Source organism: Curtobacterium sp. PhB25, assembly GCF_004365375.1.
GTDB lineage: Bacteria > Actinomycetota > Actinomycetes > Actinomycetales > Microbacteriaceae > Curtobacterium.
In genome coordinates, this window is record NZ_SODR01000003.1 from 219,347 (window position 1) to 238,507 (window position 19,161).

Genomic DNA, 19,161 nt, shown 5'->3' on the forward strand with positions numbered 1-19,161 from the left:
CAGGTGCGTGCGTCTAGAGCGCGGCGAGCGTCGCGTTCAACGTGGCGGACGGGCGCATGACCGCGCTCGTCTTGGCGTCGTCCGGGCGGTAGTAGCCGCCGATGTCGGCCGGGTGGCCCTGCACGCCGTTCAGCTCCTCGACGATCTGCTGCTCCTGCGCGTCGAGCTTGCCCGCGATCTCGGCGAACGACGCGGCGAGCTCGGTGTCCGTCGTCTGCGCTGCGAGCTCTTCCGCCCAGTACTTGGCCAGGTAGAAGTGGCTGCCGCGGTTGTCGATGGAGCCGAGCTTGCGGCCCGGGGACTTGTCCTGCTCGAGGAAGGTCCCGGTGGCACGGTCGAGCGTCTCACCGAGGATCTTCGCCCGCTCGTTGCCCGTCACGCCGGCGAGGTGCTCGAGGCTGACCGCCAGGGCCAGGAACTCGCCGAGGCTGTCCCAGCGCAGGTAGTTCTGCTGCACGAGCTGCTGGACGTGCTTCGGGGCGGAGCCGCCGGCACCGGTCTCGAACAGTCCACCGCCACCGAGCAGCGGGACGACGGAGAGCATCTTCGCCGAGGTGCCGAGCTCCATGATCGGGAACAGGTCCGTCAGGTAGTCGCGCAGGACGTTGCCCGTGACGGAGATGGTGTCCTCGCCGCGGCGGATGCGCTCGAGCGAGAAACGCATGGCGTCCTCCGGCGAGAGGATCTCGATCTGCAGGCCCTCGGTGTCGAGCTCGCCCAGGTACTGGCGGACCAGACCGATCAGGTTCGCGTCGTGCGCACGGGTCTCGTCGAGCCAGAACACGGCCGGGGTCTCCGAGGCGCGGGCACGGGTGACGGCGAGCTTGACCCAGTCGCGGATGGCGATGTCCTTGGTCTGGCAGGCGCGCCAGATGTCACCGGGCTCGACGTCGTGCTCGATGACGACGTCACCGGCGGCGTTCGTCACGCGGACGGCACCGGCGCCGGGGACCTCGAAGGTCTTGTCGTGCGAGCCGTACTCCTCGGCCTTCAGCGCCATGAGCCCGACGTTGGGCACGGAGCCCATCGTCGCCGGGTCGAAGGCACCGTTGACGCGGCAGTCGTCGATCACGGTCTGGTAGATGCCGGCGTAGCTCGAGTCCGGGATCACGGCGAGGGTGTCGTGCTCGTCGCCGTCCGGGCCCCACATGTGGCCGGAGGTGCGGATCATCGCGGGCATCGAGGCGTCCACGATGACGTCGCTCGGGACGTGCAGGTTCGTGATGCCCTTGTCCGAGTCGACCATCGCGAGCTCGGGGCCCGCGGCGATGCCGTCGGTGAAGGCCTGCTTGATCTCCGCGCCGTTCGGCAGGGCGTCGAGCCCCGCGAGGATCGAGCCGAGACCGTCGTTCGGGGTGAGACCGGCAGCGGCCAGGTCGGCGCCGAACCGCTCGAACACCGACGGGAAGAACGCCTTGATGACGTGGCCGAAGATGATCGGGTCGGAGACCTTCATCATCGTCGCCTTGAGGTGCACGGAGAACAGGATGTCCTCGGCGGCGGCGCGCTGGATCTGGTCCTGCAGGAATGCCTCGAGCGCGGCGACGTGCAGCACGGTGCCGTCGACGACCTCGCCCTGCACGACCGGGATCGACTGCTTGAGGACCTGGGTCTCGCCGCCCTCGGCGACGAACGTGATCGTCAGGACGTCGTCGGCAGGGGCGATCCAGGACTTCTCGTTCGAGCGGAAGTCGTCGACGCCCATCGTGACGACGTTCGTCTTCGAGTCGCCGCTCCACGCACCCATGCGGTGCGGGTGCTTCCGGGCGTAGTTCTTGACGGACAGGGGAGCGCGGCGGTCGGAGTTGCCCTCGCGCAGCACGGGGTTGACGGCGCTGCCCTGGACGCGGCCGTAGCGGGCGCGGGCGTCGCGCTGCTCGTCCGTCGTGGGCTCGTCCGGGTAGTCGGGCAGGTCGTAGCCCTGCGACTGCAGTTCCTTGATCGCGACCTTGAGCTGCGGGATCGACGCCGAGATGTTCGGCAGCTTGATGATGTTCGCCTCGGGGGTCTTCGCGAGCTCGCCGAGCTCGGCCAGGGCATCGTCCACGCGCTGCTCGTCGGTGAGCCGCTCCGGGAACTGGGCGATGATCCGGCCGGCGAGCGAGATGTCGCGGGTCTCGACGTCGACACCAGCGGTGCCGGCGAAGGCCTGGATGACCGGGAGGAAGGAGTGGGTGGCGAGGAACGGCGCCTCGTCCGTGAGGGTGTAGATGATCTTGGCCATGCTGGCGGGTACTCCCTTGTTCGACCGTCGGTACGTCCACGCTACTCGTGGTGCGGGATGTCTCGACATCAAGATACATGGTCCGGCCTGCGTCCGGCAGGTACTCGGCAGACGTCCTGGAGGCGCACTGTCGGCTCATAGGAACGCTCGGTGGACTGGTCTTCCGCAGTTCCAGAGCCGCAGGAGGGCGATCATGGCGACGACACGTGTGACACCGGAGGACTTCGGGTGGACCGCGGAGGACCTCCGTTCCGCCTACGCCTCGGACGGCAGTGGCCCCTACCGGTACGCGCCGGACGGCTCGGGGCCGTTCTCGTACGACGTCGACGGTTCCGGACCGTGGCTCGTCGGGCCGGAACCGCGCCGGGGACTGGCACGGTTCGCCCCGCGCGACCACGGTGGACGCTCCCGACTCCGCCGCATCGGCACAGCGGTGAGCGCCGGGGCGCTGGCGCTCGTGCTCGCCGTCGGCAGCGTCGCGGTCGTCGCCCACACCGCCCCTCCACACCCGTCCGTGCAGGCGGGCGTCCTCCACAGCCCGGACACCGACGGGACCTGATCGCCCGGACGGCCCCCACCGCACCGCACCGTGCCGGTTTCGTTGTTCGGTGCGAGGATGACCGCCGCGTGCGCGCCTGCTGCGCCGCACCGCGCCACCAACCGCGCACGGGATGACGACGCACGCACCGTGCGGACAGGAAGCACGCGGCCACGCCGCCACGAGCCTCCCGTCCGTCCGGCGGTCGCCCCCACCGCACCGTGCCGGCCCCGCCGCGCGGTGCGAGGATGACCGCCGCGTGCGCGCCTACTGCGCCGCACCGCGCCGCCAACCGCGCACGGGATGACGACGCACGCACCGTGGTGCCACGCTGGGCCGGTGACCGAACTCCTCGTGGTCGGCGTCATCGCCGTCATCGCCATCGCGGGTGCCGCCGTGCTCGGGCCCCGCATCGGGGTCGCGGCACCGCTCGTGCTCGTCGTCGTCGGGATCATCGCGAGCCTGCTGCCGTTCATCCCGGACGCGGAGATCGAGCCGGAGTGGATCCTCGCCGGGGTCCTGCCGCCGCTGTTGTACTCGTCGGCGGTGTCGATGCCGTCGATGAACTTCCGGCGCGAGTTCGGCGCCATCAGCGGTCTGTCCGTCCTGCTCGTCATCGCGTCGAGCCTGGTGCTCGGCCTGTTCTTCGCCTGGGTGGTCCCGGGCCTCGGCTTCTGGTGGGGGATCGCCCTCGGTGCGATCGTGAGTCCCACCGATGCCGTCGCGACGTCGATCGTCAAGCAGACCTCGGTGTCGCGCCGGGCGATCTCGATCCTCGACGGTGAATCGCTGCTCAACGACGCCACCGCGCTGGTGCTCCTGCGGACGGCCATCGTGGCCGCTGCCGCGTCGTTCTCGTTCTGGGGAGCGCTCGGCGACTTCGCGGGCGCCGTGGCCATCGCGGTGGTCATCGGCTGGTTCGTCGGCTGGCTGAACGTGTTCGTGCGCTCCCGGGTGCCGAGCGCAGCGGTGAACACGGCGCTGTCCTTCGCGGTGCCGTTCGTCGCCGCGGTACCGACCGAGCACTTCGGCGGGTCAGGGCTCGTCGCGGCTGTCGTCGCGGGGCTGTTCACCGGGATCGTCGGACCGCGCAAGCTCCCGCCGGGGCACCGACTGTCCGACGCGCAGAACTGGCAGACCATCGAGCTCGTGCTCGAGGGCGCGGTGTTCCTGACGATGGGGCTCGAACTCGCGACGATCCTCCGCGACGTGCAGGAGGACCACTCCGGCATCGGTCCGGCGCTGCTCATCGCCCTCGGCGCCCTCGTGCTGACCGTGCTCGTCCGGACCGCGTACGTCGTGCCGCTCCTGTTCGCGCTGTCGGCGGCCGCCAAGCGCGGTGAGCGGATGCAGGACCGCTTCGCCGAGATGCACGCCGGCGACCGCGACGCGATGAGCGAGGTGATCCGCGAGCACCGACCGGGCAACCGGGCGCCGTCGGAACGCGAACTCGACCGGTTCACGACACGCGTCCGGCGAACCCTGGCGGACATCGCGTACTACACGACGGCACCGCTGGGCTGGCGCGAGGGCACGGCGGTGGTCTGGGCGGGCATGCGCGGCGCGGTGACCGTCGCGGCGGCGCAGACCCTGCCGACGGACACTCCGGAACGGTCGCTCCTGGTGTTCGTCGCGTTCGCGGTGGCCCTGCTCTCGCTCGTCGTACAGGGCAGCACGATCGGCCCGCTGCTCCGTCGGATCGCCGCACCGGCACCGGACACCGCCGCGAAGGACACCGAGGAACGCGGGCGGTTGCTGGAACTCATGCGGACCGCGGCGGAGCAGGTCCCCGGTACCCGCGAAGCCGGCCCCCGGACGCGCGAGGAGCTGGAGGCAGCCGATCCGGCGGAGCTCCGCGCGTGGATGGGCCGCGAGAAGGCCCGGCGGCTCGCCGTGCTCGAGGCACAACGCGCCGCGATCCTCGACGCCCGCGACGACGGCACCTTCGACGCCGAGGTGCTCGAGTCGATGCTGCAGAACCTCGACGCCGAGCAGATCGCCCTCGTGCTCCGTGGAGCACCTGCCCGCTGACGGCAGTCCCGCCGGTCAGGTGCCGATCGAGACGCGGAACACCCGGACGCCGGCCGCCCGGAGTGCTGCGAGGCCGAGCCGCATCCGCATGCTGCGGAACGGCCGCTCGAACCCCGACGGCGCCGATGCGGCATCGATCTGGTGGAGCACCTCGGACGTCAGGGTGCGCTCGACCTTCGGCGCGAGCCGTGTCAGTCCCGAGACCGTCACCACGATCCGGACGGCGTGCGGCACGAGCAGCGGATCGATGAGCTCAGCGGCCGCCTGGGCACGGTGGAACGCGGGGTCGTCACCGGGGCGCCGGATCGCGATGACCGCGAGTTCGGCGTCCCAGGTCTCCTCGGGGTCCGGCAGGTCGTCGACCCCGATGACCCGCATGCGTGCGGCGTCGATGCCCGCGCGCACCGCGGCGGCGCGGAGCACGGGCAGGAGTTCCTGAGTGCCGGCGAGCACGACGTCGGCGGTGCCGAGGTCGACCTGCGCGGGCCGCTCTCGCGGCGATCGGGCCATGGTGCGGGTCCTTCCGTCGCTTTCCCACGACGCTACCGATGTCGGACGGTCGGGGGACGTCGGGGCCCGCGGTGATCAGGTGCCTCCCAGCCTCGCGGTAACGAAAAGATCACGGTGGGGCCTGTACAAAGCGACAGAGTCGTGCAGAATGGTGAGCGGCCATGACGACTGCACCCGAACTCGACCAGCACCCGGAGACCCCGGTGGTGCACCTGTCCCGTCGCGCTGCCCTCGAGGCCGAGCGCGCCGCAGCCCGGAAGCCCCAGCGCCGAGCGGACAAGCCGGAGAAGCCCGCCAAGGTCGCGAAGCCCGTCGGCCGCCGCGCCACCGCAGCCCGCGCGACGACCGAGCACGTCGACACCCGCATCACGCGCGTGGTCCGCCGCCCCGCTGCCACCGTGACGAGCGTCCCGAAGGCCCCACGGGCCTCCCGGTCCGGTCGTGCCGGACGGATCACCCTGACCAGCGCGGCCGCTGCGATCGCGATGTTCGCCGCCTCGGCGATGCCCGCCCACGCCAGCGCCGGCACCTCGATGGCGACCTCGACCATCGCGCCGATCGTGCGCACCCAGGACTACGCGGTCACCCAGGCGGTCACCGCGACCGGACTCGACCGCGACGGGTTCACCGTCGGCGGCGGTACGACGCGCCGGATCGTCACCAGCGGCGGCACGGCCGACACGAGTGGCATCGCGGGCGAGGCCGTCTCGTACGGCGGCGCGGTCCGCTCCCCGTTCCCCGGCCCGGTGCAGATGAGCTCGGGCTTCGGCTACCGCTCGGCACCGTGCGGCGCGTGCTCCTCGCTGCACCAGGGCCTCGACTTCACGCCCGGCATGGGCACGGCCATCGGTGCCGTCGCCGCGGGCACCGTCCGGATCTCGGGCACGTACTTCTCGTACGGCAACGCCGTGATCATCGACCACGAGATCGACGGCCGCCAGGTGTCGACGCTCTACGGGCACATGATCCCGGGGTCGTCGCCGCTCAAGGTCGGCGACCAGGTCGAGGCCGGCGAGTTCATCGGACTCGTGGGTTCCTCCGGCGTCTCGACCGGTGCGCACCTGCACCTCGAGGTCCTGATGGACGGCGTGACCCCGATCGACCCCGAGGCGTGGCTCGAAGCCCGCATCGGCCGCTCGCTGACGACGTAGCCCCCGACACCACCCACCCCGCACGCACCCGGACGCACAGCAGACGTCGAGCGCTGGTGGGGTGACGTCCCAGCTGCCCTGTGCAGACTCACAGGCATGGACGATCACCACAGACCGCCCGCCCGTCGTCGATCCGAGGAAGCTGCCCGCTGATGGGCGCCGACACCTGGATCGCCTTCGGGCTCGTCATCCTCTTCGTGCTCGTCGGCGGGGTCTTCGCCGCCGCCGAGATCGCACTCGTCTCGCTCCGTGAGTCGCAGCTGCAGCAACTCGAACGCCGGGGCTCCCGTGGCCTGCGGGTCGCCGAACTCGGGCGTGACCCGAACCGGTTCCTCGCGGCCGTGCAGATCGGTGTGACCGTCGCCGGGTTCTTCTCCGCCGCGTACGGCGCCTCGTCGATCGCGCCCGACGTCGCGCCCGTGTTCACCGGGCTCGGACTCGGCCAGGGAGCTGCCGAGACGGTGGCTCTCGTGCTGATGACCCTCGTCATCGCCTACCTGTCGCTCGTGTTCGGCGAGCTCGTGCCGAAGCGACTCGCCCTGCAACGGGCCGAGGGCTTCTCGATGCTCGTCGCACCGACCCTCGACCGCTTCGCGACCCTGATGCGCCCGGTGATCTGGGTGCTGTCGGCCTCGACGAACCTGGTCGTCCGCGCACTCGGTGGCGACCCGAACGCCCGCAGCGAGTCGATGAGCACCGAGGAGCTCCGCGGCCTCGTCGACGAGCACACCGGCGTCGACGAGCAGGGCCGCCGGATCGCCCGGAGCGCGCTGGACGCCGGTGACCGGATCCTGCGCGAGTCGATGCGCCCCTGGTACGACGTGTCCACGATCGACGCCGCACTGACCATCGCCGAGGCCACCGACCACGCGATCGAGGTCGGGCACACCCGGTACCTCGTGACCTCCGGCGGACGCGACGAGGTCGACGGCTTCGTGCACCTCCGCGACCTGCTCCGGCCGAGCGACCCGACCGCACCGGTGTCGACCCTGGTACGCCCGGTGCTGGCACTGCCGGAGACGAAGTCGCTGTCGAGCGCGATCGCGGACATGCGGACCGACGGGCACCAGATCGCCCTGGTGGTGGACGAGTACGGCGGCAGCGCGGGCATGGTCACGCTCGAGGCGCTGCTCGAGGACCTCGTCGGCCGTATCCGCGACGAGTACGACGAACCCACGGCCGAGCACGACGGCGTGGACGGGTCCACGGTGCTCGAGGACCTCGTCGCCGACGGCGGTCCGGCGCTGCCCGACGGTGACTACGAGACCGTCGGCGGCCTCGTCCAGGTCCACCTGGACCGCGTACCGGAGGTCGGCGACGTCGTCGCCGCCGGCGGACACCGCCTCGAGGTGACCGCCATGGACGGTCACCGCGTGGCGCGCGTCCGGATCACGGCCGACATAACGCTCTGAACTCCGCGCAGCTGACCTGGAGGCCCGTGGCGGCGCCGCCACGGGCCTCCCGTCCGCCCGGCGGGTACCGCCAGTGCCTGCCGGACGGACAGCGCAGCCACGTACGCTCTCCCCATGGGTATCGACGTGCGCAACGAGATCCGCGACTTCCTGTCCTCCCGGCGAGCGCGGCTCACCCCGGAGCAGGTCGGCATGCCGTCGTTCGGCGGCGGGGTCCGACGCGTCCCCGGGCTGCGGCGGCACGAGGTCGCGATGCTCGCCGGCGTGAGCGTCGACTACTACACGCGGCTCGAGCGTGGATCGCTCAAGGGCGTCTCGGACAGCGTGCTCGAGGGCCTCGCGAGCGCCCTCCAGCTCGACGAGGACGAGCGCGTCCACCTGTGGGACCTCACCCGACTGGCGAACTCCGGCGTCAAGACGATGCACCGCACCGTCCCCACCCGGGTCCGCCCCGGCGTCCAGCGCCTGCTCGACGCCATCACCGGCGCGCCTGCCTGGGTGCGGAACGAACGCGGTGACGTCGTCGCGACGAACGAGCTCGGTCGCGCGCTGTACTCGCCGATGTTCGCCGGCCCGGGGCGCCCCGTGAACACCGCGCGCTTCACGTTCCTCGACCCAGCTGCCCGTGACTTCTTCCCGGACTGGGCGCAGACCGCGAAGGACGCCGTCGCCGTGCTCCGCGCGGCCGCAGTGTCGAACCCGTGCGAGCCCGGTCTCATCACGCTCGTCGGGGAGCTGTCCACGCGCAGCGAGGAGTTCCGCGGCTGGTGGGCCGCGCACGACGTCCGGCTGCAGCGCGCCGGCGGGAAGCGCATCGACCACCCGATCGTCGGCGAGCTCCGGTTGTCGTACGAGGCGCTCGACCTGGTCGCCGACCCCGGCCTGACGTTGTTCACGTACTCGGCGGAGCCGGGCAGCGAGTCCGAGCGGTCGCTGGCCCTGCTCGGCACCTGGGCCGCGACGGAACGGGCCGAGCAGTACGCGGCCCTGCGCGCGGCGGAGTCCGAGTCCGAGTCGGTCGACTGAACCGCTGGTCGGCCCGGCGCACGGTTCGTAGGCTGGGGACGTGACCAGGACGACGGACGGATCAGCGGGGGACGCCGACTACGCCCGCATCGGGCAGGACTACCGGCAGTACCGGCGCCCCGAACCGACGTTCGCCCGGGCGATCGCGAAGGCCCTCGGCGACGCCCGCACCGTCCTCAACGTGGGTGCCGGTGCCGGGTCCTACGAGCCGACCGACCGACAGGTCACCGCGGTCGAACCCTCGGCGTCGATGCGCGCCCAACGACCGGACACCCTGTCGACGGCGATCGACGCCACCGCCGAGGACCTGCCCTTCGACGACGACACGTTCGACGCCGCGATGACGACGTTCTCGGTGCACCAGTGGGGCGACCTCGAGCGCGGGCTGGCCGAGCTGCGCCGGGTGACCCGGGGTCCGATCGTGATCCTGACGTGCGACCCGGCCCGCGTCGAGGACTTCTGGCTCGCCGAGTACGCACCAGAGGTGATGGCGACCGAGGCCCGGCGCTACCCCGCGCTCGACCGCCTCGCCGCCGCACTGGGCGACGACACCGTCACGAACACCCCGCTGCCGATCCCGTTCACGTGCGTCGACGGCTTCTCCGAGGCGTACTACGCCCGGCCGGAGCGCCTGCTCGACCCGGGCGCCCGGAAGGCGAACTCGGCGTGGAGCTTCGTCGACGAGCTCACCGCACGGCGATCGGTGGCCGCCCTCCGTACCGCGCTCGACTCCGGCGAGTGGGACCGGCGGCACGGGGCGCTGCGGATCCGGCCGACCTACGAGGGCGCCCTCGTCCTGGTGACGGCCGTCCCCACCGCTTGACACGTCGACGTAGGCTGGGCGCGTGAGCTTCCAGGAGGTGGTCGGCGCCCGTAGCGCCGGCATCAGGGCGTGAGGCCCCCGGTCGTGCCCGCAGGCACGGCCGCCCTCGTCGAACCCTGACCTCCTTCCGCCCGGTGCGGTGTGCGTCCGCACGCCCCGGGCCCGCTCGAAAGCGATGCACCATGCTCCCCATCACGGAGAAGACCCTCCGCACGTCCTTCGTCAACGCCTCCCGCAAGGAGACGACCGACATCACGCTGCCCGCCGACTTCGAGACGATCGACTGGGACGCGCTCGACTTCCTGGGCTGGCGCGACCCGAAGATCGGTCGGCGTGCGTACGCCGTCGTGCCGACGCTCGAGGGAACGCTCGTCGGCATCGTGTTCCGGCAGGCCGAGGCCTCGTCGCGCTCGCGCGCCCAGTGCTCGTGGTGCCAGGACGTCAAGCTGCCGAACGACGTCGTGTTCTACAGCGCGAAGCGGTCCGGCAAGGCGGGGCGGAACGGCGACACCGTCGGCACGCTCGTCTGCCAGGACTTCCAGTGCTCGCGGAACGTCCGGAGGCTGCCGCCGCCCGCCTACGAGGGCTACGACGTCGAGGCCGCGCGCCTGCGGCGCATCGAGGACCTGCAGCTGCGCGCCGCGTCCTTCGCCACCGACGTCTGAGACGCCGAGGTCTGAGCCACTGGCGTCTCGCGTCCGCAACGCGACGGACGGCGGACGGGAGGCGCGGTGCGGGCCGCCACGGGCCTCCCGTCCGACACAGGCGACCGTTTCAGGGCCGCGGGTCGCGTTGCGGGGGAAACCGCCCGGTAACGCGGGTGAAACGGTCGTTCCGTAGCCTCGGCACATGCACCTCGGCGACCTCGACGACGCGACCGCCCCCGACGCTGCCGCGGTGATCCGGGGATGGGCCGACGTGCCCGCGTGGGTCGACGCCCTGGTGGCCGCGCGCCCGTTCGGCACCGTGTCGGCGCTGCTCGACCGGGCACGTGCCGAGTCGGCGTCGTGGGGTGCGCCGGAGCTCGACCACGCCCTCGCGCAGCACCCGCGGATCGGTGAGCGGACGACCGATGCCTCATCGGCTCGTGAACAGTCGTCGATGCGCACCGCCGGCGACGAGGTGGCCGGCCGGATCGCCGACGGCAACGTCGCGTACGAACAGCGGTTCGGCCGCGTGTTCCTGGTGCGGGCCGCCGGACGGACGCCCGAGGAGCTGCTGGCCGAGCTCGACCGGCGCCTCGCGGGCGACCCGGCGGTCGAGACGCGTGAGGCCGCCGCTGCCCTGGCCGACATCGCCCTGCACCGCATCCGTGCGACCTTCGCCGTGCCGCACCTGACCACGCACGTGCTCGACGCCACCACCGGCACCCCGGCGGTCGGCGTCGGCCTGACGCTCAGCACCGTGGACGGTGACGTCGTCGCGACCGGCTCGACCGATACCGACGGCCGTGCGGCACTCGGCCCCGACGTGCTCGCGCGCACCGACCACGTGCTGCGCTTCGACACCGGCCCGTACTTCGCCGCCGCCGGGGTGCCGACCTTCCACCCGTTCGTGACCGTGGCGTTCCGCGTCACGGGAACCGAGCACCTGCACGTCCCGCTGCTGCTGAGCCCCTTCGCCTACAGCACCTACCGAGGGAGTTGACCGCCATGTCGGAGACCACCGTCCACCTGGGACCGAACAAGTACGGCAAGGCCGAGAACCGCCTGGTCCGCGTGACCCGGCACGGCGACCGGCACGAGATCGCCGACCTGACCGTGACGTCGCAGCTCATCGGCGAGGCGTTCGCCGGGTCGTTCACCAGCGGCGACAACTCCCGGATCGTCGCGACGGACACCCAGAAGAACACCGTGTTCGCCCTGGCGAAGGAGCACGGCGTCGGAGCTCCGGAGGACTTCCTCGCCCTGCTCGCCGACCAGTTCACCAGCGAGTTCGACTGGGTCGAGGGCGGGCTCTGGCAGGCGGAGGTGCACCCGTGGGAACGCATCACGGTCGACGGACAGCCGCACGACCACTCGTTCCGCCGCACCGGCACCGGGACCCGTCTGGCGACGGTGCACGTCGAGGGCGGCGAGCGCCACGTCACCGGCGGCGTCAAGGACCTGGTCGTCCTGAAGTCGACCGGGTCCGAGTTCCACGGGTTCCCGCGGTCGCGGTTCACGACCCTGCCGGAGACGACGGACCGGATCATGGCGACCGAGGTCACGGCGCGGTGGCGGTACCTGCCGTCCGCCGTCGCAGCGGGGATCGACTACGACGCCCTGTACGAGGAGGTCGTCGCCGTGATGCTCGAGCAGTTCGCCACGGTGCACTCGCTCGCCCTGCAGCAGACGCTGTGGGAGATGGGGCGGGCGGCGATCGAACTGCGGCCCGAACTCGCCGAGGTGCGGTTCGCGATGCCGAACAAGCACCACTTCGTCGTGGACCTCTCGCCGTTCGACCTGACGAACGAGAACGAGGTGTTCATCGCGGCCGACCGTCCCTACGGGCTGATCGAGGGGACGGTCGTCCGCGACGGCGTGGCCGAGGCGCCCCGCGCGTGGGAGCACCTGCCCGCCTTCGTCTAGGCCGAGGGCTCCTCGCGCGGCAGCGCGATCGGCGCCGTCGACCGCACCCCGTCGTACGAGCCCACCGCCGGGTCCTCGCCGTACCGCTCGGCCACGGAACGCGACCCGAGCAGCAGGTTGAGCAGGATCGCCGCGACGGCGCCGGCCGAGATCCCCGAGTCGAACACCAGCGTGAACCAGGTCGGGAACTGCCCGTAGATCTCCGGGGCGACGGTCGGCAGCAGCGCGATGCCGAGCGGCAGCGCCACGACGAGGACGTTCCGGTTGTCGAACCGCACCTTCGACAGCGTCCTGATGCCCGACGCCGCGACCATGCCGAACAGCGCGACACCGGCACCGCCGAGCACCGCGTGCGGGATCGCCTCGACCACCGCGGCCACCTTCGGCACCAGGCCGAGCACGACGAGGATGCCGCCGGCCGCCGTCGCCACGTACCGGGAGCGCACGCCGGTCAGTGCGACGAGCCCGACGTTCTGCGCGAACGCCGTGTACGGGAACGTGTTGAACACCCCGCCGACGACGGTGCCGAGTCCGTCCGCGCGCAGACCGTCGGCGAGCGTGCGCTTCGACACCGGGCGGCCGGTGACCTCGCCGACCGCGATCATGTCGCCGGTGGTCTCGGTCATGATCACCAGCCCGACGACGAGCATCGACACGATCGAGGCGAGGTCGAGCGTCGGCAGCCCGAAGTGGAACGGCGTGACGAAGGCGAACCAGCCCGCGTCGCCGATGCCCGACCCGTCGACCATGCCGGGGACGAACAGCGCCACGACCGTGCCGAGCAGCAGTCCGAACAGCACCGAGACCCGGGCGAGACCGCGCGGCGCGAACCGTTCGACCAGGACGATCGCGAGCAGGACCCCGGCGGCGAACGCGACGTCGAGCGGGTCGGCAGCACCGTCCTTGCCGCCGTCGGTGACCCAGCCCGCGGCGACGCTCATGAGCGACAGACCGATGATCAGGATGACCGTGCCGGTGACGATCGGTGGGAACAAGCGGACGAGCTGCGCGAACCACGGTGCGACGACCACCATGAAGACGCCGCAGGCGATCGTCGCCCCGTAGACGGCGGTGATGCCGTGCTCGGTGCCGATCGCGATCATCGGGCCGACGGCGGCGAACGTGACGCCCTGCACGAGCGGCAGCCGGACCCCGAACCGCCAGAAGCCGACGGACTGCACGATCGTGGCGAGGCCCGCGACGAACAGGTCTGCACTGATGAGGAAGGCCAGGTCGGCGCTGTCGAAGCCGAGGGCCCCGCCGACGATGAGCGGGACGGCGATCGCGCCCGCGTACATCGCGAGCACGTGCTGCAGGCCGAGCGGCAGGAGCCTGGCGAGCGGTGGGACGGAGTCGACGCCGTCCTCGGTCGGTGTCGCGCGCGGTGTCTTCGTGGTCGTCATGGCGTCCCCTTCGAGCGGTGGTTTCCCTGTGCTCCGGACGCTATGCACCCCGTGTTTCCCCGGGATGACGGGCGTGGGTCGCGTCGGTCACCGGACCAGCGCCCGAAACGCACGCAGAGACGGCCGGGAGGCCCGTGGCGGATCCGCCACGGGCCTCCCGGCCGTCATCCGGTTGCGTCAGCGACCGATGGTCGACATGTCGGGGTAACGGTCGCCGGTCGGGACCGGGAGCGCCGACAGGCGCGCGACCTGGTCCGCGGTGAGGGTCAGGTCGGCGGCACCGACGTTCTCCTCGAGGCGCGACACGCGCTTCGTGCCCGGGATCGGCACGACGTCGTCGCCCTGGGCGAGCAGCCAGGCGAGGGAGACCTGGGCCGGGGTCGCGTCGGCCTCGGCGGCGATCTCCTTGACGGCGTCGACGATGCGCATGTTCTGCGCGAACGCTTCCTCTTGGAAGCGCGGGTTCGCCAGGCGGAAGTCGTCGGAGTCCAGGTCGGACGGCTTCGTGATCGCACCGGTCAGGAACCCGCGGCCGAGCGGCGAGTACGGCACCAAGCCGATGCCGAGCTCGCGCAGGGTGTCGAGCACGTCGCCCTCGGGGTCCCGCGTCCACAGCGAGTACTCGCTCTGCAGGGCGGTGATCGGGTGGACCGCGTGGGCCTTCCGGATCGTCTCGGGTCCGGCCTCGGACAGGCCGATGTGCCGGATCTTGCCCTCCTGCACGAAGCCGGCGAGCTGGCCGATGACGTCCTCGATCGGGACGGCCGGGTCGACGCGGTGCTGGTAGTACAGGTCGATGTGGTCGGTGCCGAGGCGCCGCAGGGACCCCTCGAGGGCCTCGCGCACGGACTCCGGTGCGGAGCTGATGCCGCGGCCGGTGGCGGGAGTCTCCTCACCGGCGGTGTGGGTGATGAGACCGAACTTCGTCGCGATCACGACGTCGTCGCGGCGGTCGGCGAGGGCCCGGCGGAGCAGGTCCTCGTTCGTGTAGGGGCCGTACGCCTCGGCCGTGTCGAACAGGGTGACGCCGAGGTCGATCGCGCGGTGGATCGTGCGGATCGACTCCGCGTCGTCGGTGCCGGCGCCCGTGTAGAAGGCGCTCATGCCCATGGTGCCGAGGCCGATCGGTCCGACCTCGAGGTCTGCGAGCTTGCGTGTCTGCATGGTGCAGGTCTACTCCGGGTGCACCGCTCGGAGGAAGGCACTGCCCGTGCCGGTCAGACACGGGCACCGTTCGTGTGGATCCTCCAAGGTCCACGCGGGGCAGCGCGGCCTTCTGGTGTGATCGGGGCGTGAACCTGTACTTCCGGCTGTTCCTGTTGCGCCTGCGTGTCCGGCTCCGCCCGACGACGGGTGGACGGCGGCCGTCGCTCTGGGACGAGGCACGCACACCGTTCCGCGTGACCCTGACCGACCTGGACCCGCTGCGGCACGTCAACAACGGGAAGTACCTGTCGATGCTCGACCTCGGGCGGCTCGACCTGATGCTGCGGTCGGGGTTCTGGGGCGCGATCGCGGAGCGCGGCTGGTACCCGGTCGTCTCGGCGCAGACCATCACGTACAAGCGGTCCCTGACGCTCGGGCAGCGGTTCGAGCTCGTGACCCGGGTGCTCGGCGTCGACGACCGGGCCGTGTACCTGGAGCAGACGTTCGTCCGTCGCGGGGCCGTCGTCGCCCGTGCCGTCGTGCAGGCGCGGTTCCTGCGACGCTCCGGCGGGACCGTCCCGATGACGGACCTGCTCGACGCCGTCGGCGGAGCACCGGCTGACCGCGAACTGCCCGCGTGGGTGCACGGGTGGGCGGGTGCCGTCCGGATCAGCAGCGCGGCGTAGACACGGCGGCGGTACGCTCGGGGGACGGGGTGGACGCCCCGGGACGGAAGGGGAACGTCATGGTCGTCATGTGGATCGTCATCGGAGTGGTCGTGGCCATCGCCGCGCTGCTCACCGCGCTCGAGGTGCAGAACCGCCGTCGTGCGAAGCGCCTCGCCCACCTCGAACCCGTCGACCCGACCCTCGGCGCCCGCTCCCTCGCCGACGCCGAGGCAGCGCACTCGATGACCGAGGGCCTCGCGAAGTCCGCACACCCAGGCATCACCGGTGCCAGCGGGGGACTCGCCGGCTCGTGAGCCGCACGTCGACTCGGCGCACTCTGCTCGCGGGGGGCGTCGGACTCGGGCTCGCCGGGGTCCTGGCAGCGTGCAGCCGGCCGAGCCCCGCTCCGTCGAGTTCGCCGCGGCCGACCTCCAGCGGCCCCGCACAGCCGACGAGGACGCCTTCGAGCACGCCGACGCCCGGCGGCCCCGACTCGTGGGACGCCCTCGCCGCCGCCGTCTCCGGCACGGTGCTCCGGTCCGGGTCGAACGGCTGGGACAGCGCCCGCGTGCTCGAGAACCCGCGGTACGACGACGCCGACCCGCAGGGCATCCTGCGCGCCGCCGGCGTGGCCGACGTGCAGGCCGGTCTCGCGTTCGCGCGGAACACCCGCACCCCCGTCGCACTGCGAGCGGGCGGGCACTCGTACACGGGCTGGTCGGCCGGCGGCGCACCCGGGACCGACGTCCCGCGGTCGCTCGTGATCAGCACGCAGGACCTCGACGGCATCGAACTGCACGACGACGACACCGTCACGATCGGCCCGGGTGCGCAGCTCGGGGACGTCTACGCCGCGCTGGCGAAGGCCGGACGGGCGATCGGCGCCGGCTCCTGTCCGACCGTCGGCATCGGCGGGCTCACCCTCGGCGGCGGGGTCGGCGTGCTCGTCCGCTCGTTCGGGCTGACCTGCGACCAGCTCACCGGCGTCACGCTCGTCACTCCGGACGGCGCCGTGCACGAGGTCTCGACGTCCAGCGAACCGGACCTGTTCTGGGCCTGCCGCGGTGGGGGCGGTGGAACCGTCGGCGTCGTGACCGCACTGACGTACAGGACGCAGGCCGCGCCTCCCGTCCTCCTCTTCAGCATCACGTTCGCGTGGTCGGCCGCCGCTGCCGTGGTGCGCGCCTGGCAGGACTGGGCGCCCACCGCCGACCCGAAGCTGTGGTCGACGCTCAAGCTGCTGAACGGCAGTCGGCACACCGCGCCGACGGTCACCGTGACCGGCGTGTGGACCGGATCGAAGACCGGCGCCGACACCTCCGTCGACGGTTTCATCGCCGCCGCCGGCGCGAAGCCCCTCGCCCACACCGGGCAGGTGCTCACCTACGGCGCCGCGATGTCCGCGCTGGCGGGGAAGCCGCAGCGGGTGTCCGAGGCAGCGACGTCGTCGATCGGATCGGCGAAGCTCACCGACGCACAGATCGACGTGCTCGTCGCCCGGGCGGCCGCGGCGGGCGACGTCGACGGCAACCTCGAGGGCGGGGTCGCGCTCGATGCCCTCGGCGGGGTCGTGGCGGACGTCGGCCGGACCGACTCGGCGTTCCCGTGGCGGTCCGCGCTCATGACCGTGCAGTACACCGCGGTCTTCGCCGACGGCGCGGACCCTGCACCGTTCGACGCGTACGTGCGGGGGTTCCGTCGAGCCATGCGGCCGGCGTGGGGCGACGCGGCGTACGCGAACTACTGCGACGCGGCGATCACGGACCCGTCGGCGTACTTCGGGGACAACACCTCGCGCCTGCACCGCATCGCCGAGCAGGCCGATCCGACGGGCGTGCTCGACCAGCCGAACTGGGTCTGACGCACGCACGAGTCTCGGCCCGACGCACGCGAGTCTCGGTGTGGGCGACGGTTCTCGTGGCGCGCACCGCGAGGACTGTCGCCCACGCCGAGTCTCGGGCAGGAGCCGGGGCGGCCGGCCGGCCGCGTCCTACGATGACCGCATGGACATCGTCGACCTGGTGCTGCCGGACGTCGCCGCGTGGCGTGCCTGGCTCGACGCGCACGAGGGCGACGCCGACGGGGTGTGGCTCGTGCTCGCGAAGAAGGGCGTCACCGAGCCGACGACCCTGACCTACGACACCGCCCTCGATGAGGCGCTGTGCTCCGGGTGGATCGACGGGCAGCGGCGTGGGCGGGACGACACGACCTACCGCCAGCGGTTCACCCCGCGGCGGAAGGCCTCACTCTGGTCGCAGCGCAACCTCGGACTCGTCGCGACGCTCATCGCCGACGGCCGGATGCGCGAGCGCGGGCAGGCCGAGATCGACCGGGCGAAGGGCGACGGCCGGTGGGACCGCGCGTACGCCGGGCCGGCGACCGCCACCGTCCCCGAGGACCTGCAGGCGGCGCTCGACGCGTCACCCGCGGCAGCCGCCCTGTTCGCCGAGCTCGACGGCACGAACCGGTACGCCGTGCTGCACCGGATCACGACCGCGCCGAGTGCGACCTCGCGGACGAACCGGCTGACGAAGCTCGTCTCCGGACTGGCACGCGGCGAGACGCCGCACCCGCGTCCGGACCGGTCGGAGCGCCGGGGGACACCGACTCAGGGACCGGCAACGCCTCCGGCGTAGACCGGGGACATGACCACTGACACCGACACCACGAACCGCCCGGCCGCGGCCTCCGGCACCTTCCGCATCGGTGGCGACCTCGAGGTCCACCGCCTCGGCTACGGCACCATGCAGCTCACCGGCCCCGGCGTCTGGGGACCCCCGAAGGACCACGACGAGGCCGTCCGCGTGCTGCAGCGCGCCGTCGAGCTCGGCGTGGACTTCTTCGACACCGCGGACTCGTACGGCCCGTACGTCGCCGAGGAGCTCCTGCACGAGGCGCTCCACCCCTACGGCGACGACGTCGTCATCGCGACGAAGGCCGGACTCACCCGGACCGGCCCGAACGAGTGGCCGCCGGTCGGCCGTCCGGAGTACCTGCGTCAGGAGGCCGAGATGAGCCTCCGCCGTCTGGGCCTCGAGCGCATCGACCTGTTCCAGCTGCACCGCATCGACCCGAAGGTCCCGCTCGAGGACCAGGTCGGCGAGCTGAAGAAGCTGCAGGACGAGGGCAAGATCCGGCACATCGGCCTGTCCGAGGTGTCGGTCGACGACGTCAAGGCTGCCCAGGAGATCGCGACGATCGTCTCCGTGCAGAACCTGTACAACCTGCAGAAGCGCGACGCCGAGGAGCTCCTCGACTGGTCGACCGAGCAGGGCATCGCGTTCATCCCGTGGTTCCCGCTCGCGACCGGCGGGCTGACCGGCGAGGACTCGCCGCTCACCGAGATCGCCGACCGGAAGGGTGCGTCGCCGGCGCAGCTCGCCCTCGCCTGGCTGCTCAAGCGCTCGCCCGTCGTGCTCCCGATCCCCGGCACCTCGAGCGTCTCGCACCTGGAGGACAACCTGCAGGGCGCGACCATCGAGCTGACCGACGACGAGTTCGAGGAGCTGTCGAAGCTGGGTTCCTGACCCGGGGTCGCGGACGCGACCGAACGGCGGACTGGAGGCCCGTGGCGACACCGCCACGGGCCTCCAGTCCGTGTTCTGGTTGCGCATGCATACGCGGTATGGGCATACTCGGTATGTCCATGTTGGACGAGA

18 protein-coding genes are annotated in these 19,161 nt (G+C 71.9%); 14 read left to right on the forward strand and 4 right to left on the reverse strand.

Translation table 11 applies throughout. The features are described from left to right. Nucleotides 1–13 precede the first annotated feature (13 nt). Complete coding sequence (locus EDF51_RS07895) at nucleotides 14–2,224, reverse strand: NADP-dependent isocitrate dehydrogenase (protein WP_123937051.1); 2,211 nt, start codon at nucleotides 2,222–2,224, stop codon at nucleotides 14–16. A gap of 193 nt (nucleotides 2,225–2,417) precedes the next feature. Here EDF51_RS07895 and EDF51_RS07900 point away from each other — a divergent pair, with 193 nt between their 5' ends. After that, nucleotides 2,418–2,783, forward strand: a complete 366-nt coding sequence (locus tag EDF51_RS07900) for a hypothetical protein (RefSeq protein WP_131845161.1) — start codon at nucleotides 2,418–2,420, stop codon at nucleotides 2,781–2,783. A 318-nt stretch (nucleotides 2,784–3,101) separates the two neighbouring features. Beyond that, on the forward strand, nucleotides 3,102–4,793 hold the full coding sequence (locus EDF51_RS07905; RefSeq protein ID WP_131845160.1) for a cation:proton antiporter: 1,692 nt from the start codon (nucleotides 3,102–3,104) through the stop codon (nucleotides 4,791–4,793). A gap of 15 nt (nucleotides 4,794–4,808) precedes the next feature. On the opposite strand, the gene EDF51_RS07910 is transcribed toward EDF51_RS07905, so the two are convergent. Then, complete coding sequence (locus tag EDF51_RS07910) at nucleotides 4,809–5,303, reverse strand: hypothetical protein (RefSeq protein ID WP_111083592.1); 495 nt, start codon at nucleotides 5,301–5,303, stop codon at nucleotides 4,809–4,811. A gap of 161 nt (nucleotides 5,304–5,464) precedes the next feature. On the opposite strand from EDF51_RS07910, the gene EDF51_RS07915 reads away from it, so the two are divergent. The 7 genes from EDF51_RS07915 to pucL all read left to right on the forward strand — a co-directional run bounded on the left by EDF51_RS07915 (nucleotide 5,465) and on the right by pucL (nucleotide 12,285). Continuing rightward, nucleotides 5,465–6,454: a M23 family metallopeptidase gene (locus EDF51_RS07915; protein ID WP_131845159.1), complete on the forward strand. Its 990-nt coding sequence runs from the start codon at nucleotides 5,465–5,467 to the stop codon at nucleotides 6,452–6,454. A 152-nt stretch (nucleotides 6,455–6,606) separates the two neighbouring features. After that, complete coding sequence (locus EDF51_RS07920) at nucleotides 6,607–7,866, forward strand: hemolysin family protein (RefSeq protein ID WP_131845158.1); 1,260 nt, start codon at nucleotides 6,607–6,609, stop codon at nucleotides 7,864–7,866. 114 nt (nucleotides 7,867–7,980) lie between these two features. Continuing rightward, nucleotides 7,981–8,892 (forward strand): helix-turn-helix transcriptional regulator, encoded by a 912-nt coding sequence (locus EDF51_RS07925; protein WP_123293003.1) that lies wholly within the window; start codon nucleotides 7,981–7,983, stop codon nucleotides 8,890–8,892. A gap of 40 nt (nucleotides 8,893–8,932) precedes the next feature. Beyond that, nucleotides 8,933–9,715 carry a class I SAM-dependent methyltransferase gene (locus EDF51_RS07930; RefSeq protein WP_131845157.1) on the forward strand — a complete coding sequence of 261 codons (783 nt, stop codon included), beginning with the start codon at nucleotides 8,933–8,935 and terminating at the stop codon, nucleotides 9,713–9,715. A gap of 182 nt (nucleotides 9,716–9,897) precedes the next feature. Continuing rightward, nucleotides 9,898–10,380 (forward strand): FBP domain-containing protein, encoded by a 483-nt coding sequence (locus EDF51_RS07935; protein ID WP_131845156.1) that lies wholly within the window; start codon nucleotides 9,898–9,900, stop codon nucleotides 10,378–10,380. Nucleotides 10,381–10,564: 184 nt separating this feature from the next. After that, the gene (gene uraD, locus EDF51_RS20485) at nucleotides 10,565–11,362 is read left to right on the forward strand and encodes a 2-oxo-4-hydroxy-4-carboxy-5-ureidoimidazoline decarboxylase (RefSeq protein ID WP_131845155.1); all 798 of its coding nucleotides are present in this window, start codon (nucleotides 10,565–10,567) and stop codon (nucleotides 11,360–11,362) included. A gap of 5 nt (nucleotides 11,363–11,367) precedes the next feature. Continuing rightward, nucleotides 11,368–12,285 carry a factor-independent urate hydroxylase gene (gene pucL / locus EDF51_RS07945; protein WP_134194472.1) on the forward strand — a complete coding sequence of 306 codons (918 nt, stop codon included), beginning with the start codon at nucleotides 11,368–11,370 and terminating at the stop codon, nucleotides 12,283–12,285. Here the strand turns inward: pucL and EDF51_RS07950 are convergent. After that, nucleotides 12,282–13,688 carry a nucleobase:cation symporter-2 family protein gene (locus EDF51_RS07950; protein ID WP_243837097.1) on the reverse strand — a complete coding sequence of 469 codons (1,407 nt, stop codon included), beginning with the start codon at nucleotides 13,686–13,688 and terminating at the stop codon, nucleotides 12,282–12,284. The genes pucL and EDF51_RS07950 overlap by 4 nt on opposite strands. Nucleotides 13,689–13,865: 177 nt before the next feature. After that, nucleotides 13,866–14,852 (reverse strand): aldo/keto reductase, encoded by a 987-nt coding sequence (locus tag EDF51_RS07955; protein WP_131845152.1) that lies wholly within the window; start codon nucleotides 14,850–14,852, stop codon nucleotides 13,866–13,868. A 128-nt stretch (nucleotides 14,853–14,980) separates the two neighbouring features. On the opposite strand from EDF51_RS07955, the gene EDF51_RS07960 reads away from it, so the two are divergent. The 5 genes from EDF51_RS07960 (at nucleotide 14,981) to EDF51_RS07980 (ending at nucleotide 19,029) form a co-directional block, all read left to right on the forward strand. After that, a complete protein-coding gene (locus EDF51_RS07960) occupies nucleotides 14,981–15,520 on the forward strand; it encodes an acyl-CoA thioesterase (RefSeq protein WP_134194474.1) in 540 nt (179 codons plus the stop codon). A gap of 59 nt (nucleotides 15,521–15,579) precedes the next feature. Then, nucleotides 15,580–15,816 carry a hypothetical protein gene (locus EDF51_RS07965; RefSeq protein ID WP_131845150.1) on the forward strand — a complete coding sequence of 79 codons (237 nt, stop codon included), beginning with the start codon at nucleotides 15,580–15,582 and terminating at the stop codon, nucleotides 15,814–15,816. After that, nucleotides 15,813–17,363: an FAD-binding protein gene (locus tag EDF51_RS07970; protein ID WP_131845149.1), complete on the forward strand. Its 1,551-nt coding sequence runs from the start codon at nucleotides 15,813–15,815 to the stop codon at nucleotides 17,361–17,363. Before EDF51_RS07965 ends, EDF51_RS07970 begins: the two co-directional genes overlap by 4 nt. 142 nt (nucleotides 17,364–17,505) lie before the next feature. Beyond that, nucleotides 17,506–18,138 carry a YdeI/OmpD-associated family protein gene (locus EDF51_RS07975; protein WP_131845148.1) on the forward strand — a complete coding sequence of 211 codons (633 nt, stop codon included), beginning with the start codon at nucleotides 17,506–17,508 and terminating at the stop codon, nucleotides 18,136–18,138. 9 nt (nucleotides 18,139–18,147) lie between these two features. Next, complete coding sequence (locus EDF51_RS07980) at nucleotides 18,148–19,029, forward strand: aldo/keto reductase (protein WP_131845147.1); 882 nt, start codon at nucleotides 18,148–18,150, stop codon at nucleotides 19,027–19,029. The last annotated feature ends 132 nt before the right edge of the window (nucleotides 19,030–19,161 follow it).

Bases quoted from the DNA above. Each gene is read 5' to 3' on its own strand.
- EDF51_RS07965 (WP_131845150.1), top strand. From the start codon at position 15,580: ATGGTCGTCATGTGGATCGTCATCGGAGTGGTCGTGGCCATCGCCGCG.
- EDF51_RS07975 (WP_131845148.1), top strand. From the start codon at position 17,506: ATGGACATCGTCGACCTGGTGCTGCCGGACGTCGCCGCGTGGCGTGCC.
- EDF51_RS07900 (WP_131845161.1), top strand. From the start codon at position 2,418: ATGGCGACGACACGTGTGACACCGGAGGACTTCGGGTGGACCGCGGAG.
- uraD (WP_131845155.1), top strand. From the start codon at position 10,565: ATGCACCTCGGCGACCTCGACGACGCGACCGCCCCCGACGCTGCCGCG.
- EDF51_RS07915 (WP_131845159.1), top strand. From the start codon at position 5,465: ATGACGACTGCACCCGAACTCGACCAGCACCCGGAGACCCCGGTGGTG.
- EDF51_RS07910 (WP_111083592.1), bottom strand. From the start codon at position 5,303: ATGGCCCGATCGCCGCGAGAGCGGCCCGCGCAGGTCGACCTCGGCACC.
- EDF51_RS07920 (WP_131845158.1), top strand. From the start codon at position 6,607: ATGGGCGCCGACACCTGGATCGCCTTCGGGCTCGTCATCCTCTTCGTG.
- EDF51_RS07955 (WP_131845152.1), bottom strand. From the start codon at position 14,852: ATGCAGACACGCAAGCTCGCAGACCTCGAGGTCGGACCGATCGGCCTC.
- EDF51_RS07980 (WP_131845147.1), top strand. From the start codon at position 18,148: ATGACCACTGACACCGACACCACGAACCGCCCGGCCGCGGCCTCCGGC.
- EDF51_RS07925 (WP_123293003.1), top strand. From the start codon at position 7,981: ATGGGTATCGACGTGCGCAACGAGATCCGCGACTTCCTGTCCTCCCGG.
- EDF51_RS07935 (WP_131845156.1), top strand. From the start codon at position 9,898: ATGCTCCCCATCACGGAGAAGACCCTCCGCACGTCCTTCGTCAACGCC.
- pucL (WP_134194472.1), top strand. From the start codon at position 11,368: ATGTCGGAGACCACCGTCCACCTGGGACCGAACAAGTACGGCAAGGCC.
- EDF51_RS07895 (WP_123937051.1), bottom strand. From the start codon at position 2,224: ATGGCCAAGATCATCTACACCCTCACGGACGAGGCGCCGTTCCTCGCC.
- EDF51_RS07950 (WP_243837097.1), bottom strand. From the start codon at position 13,688: ATGACGACCACGAAGACACCGCGCGCGACACCGACCGAGGACGGCGTC.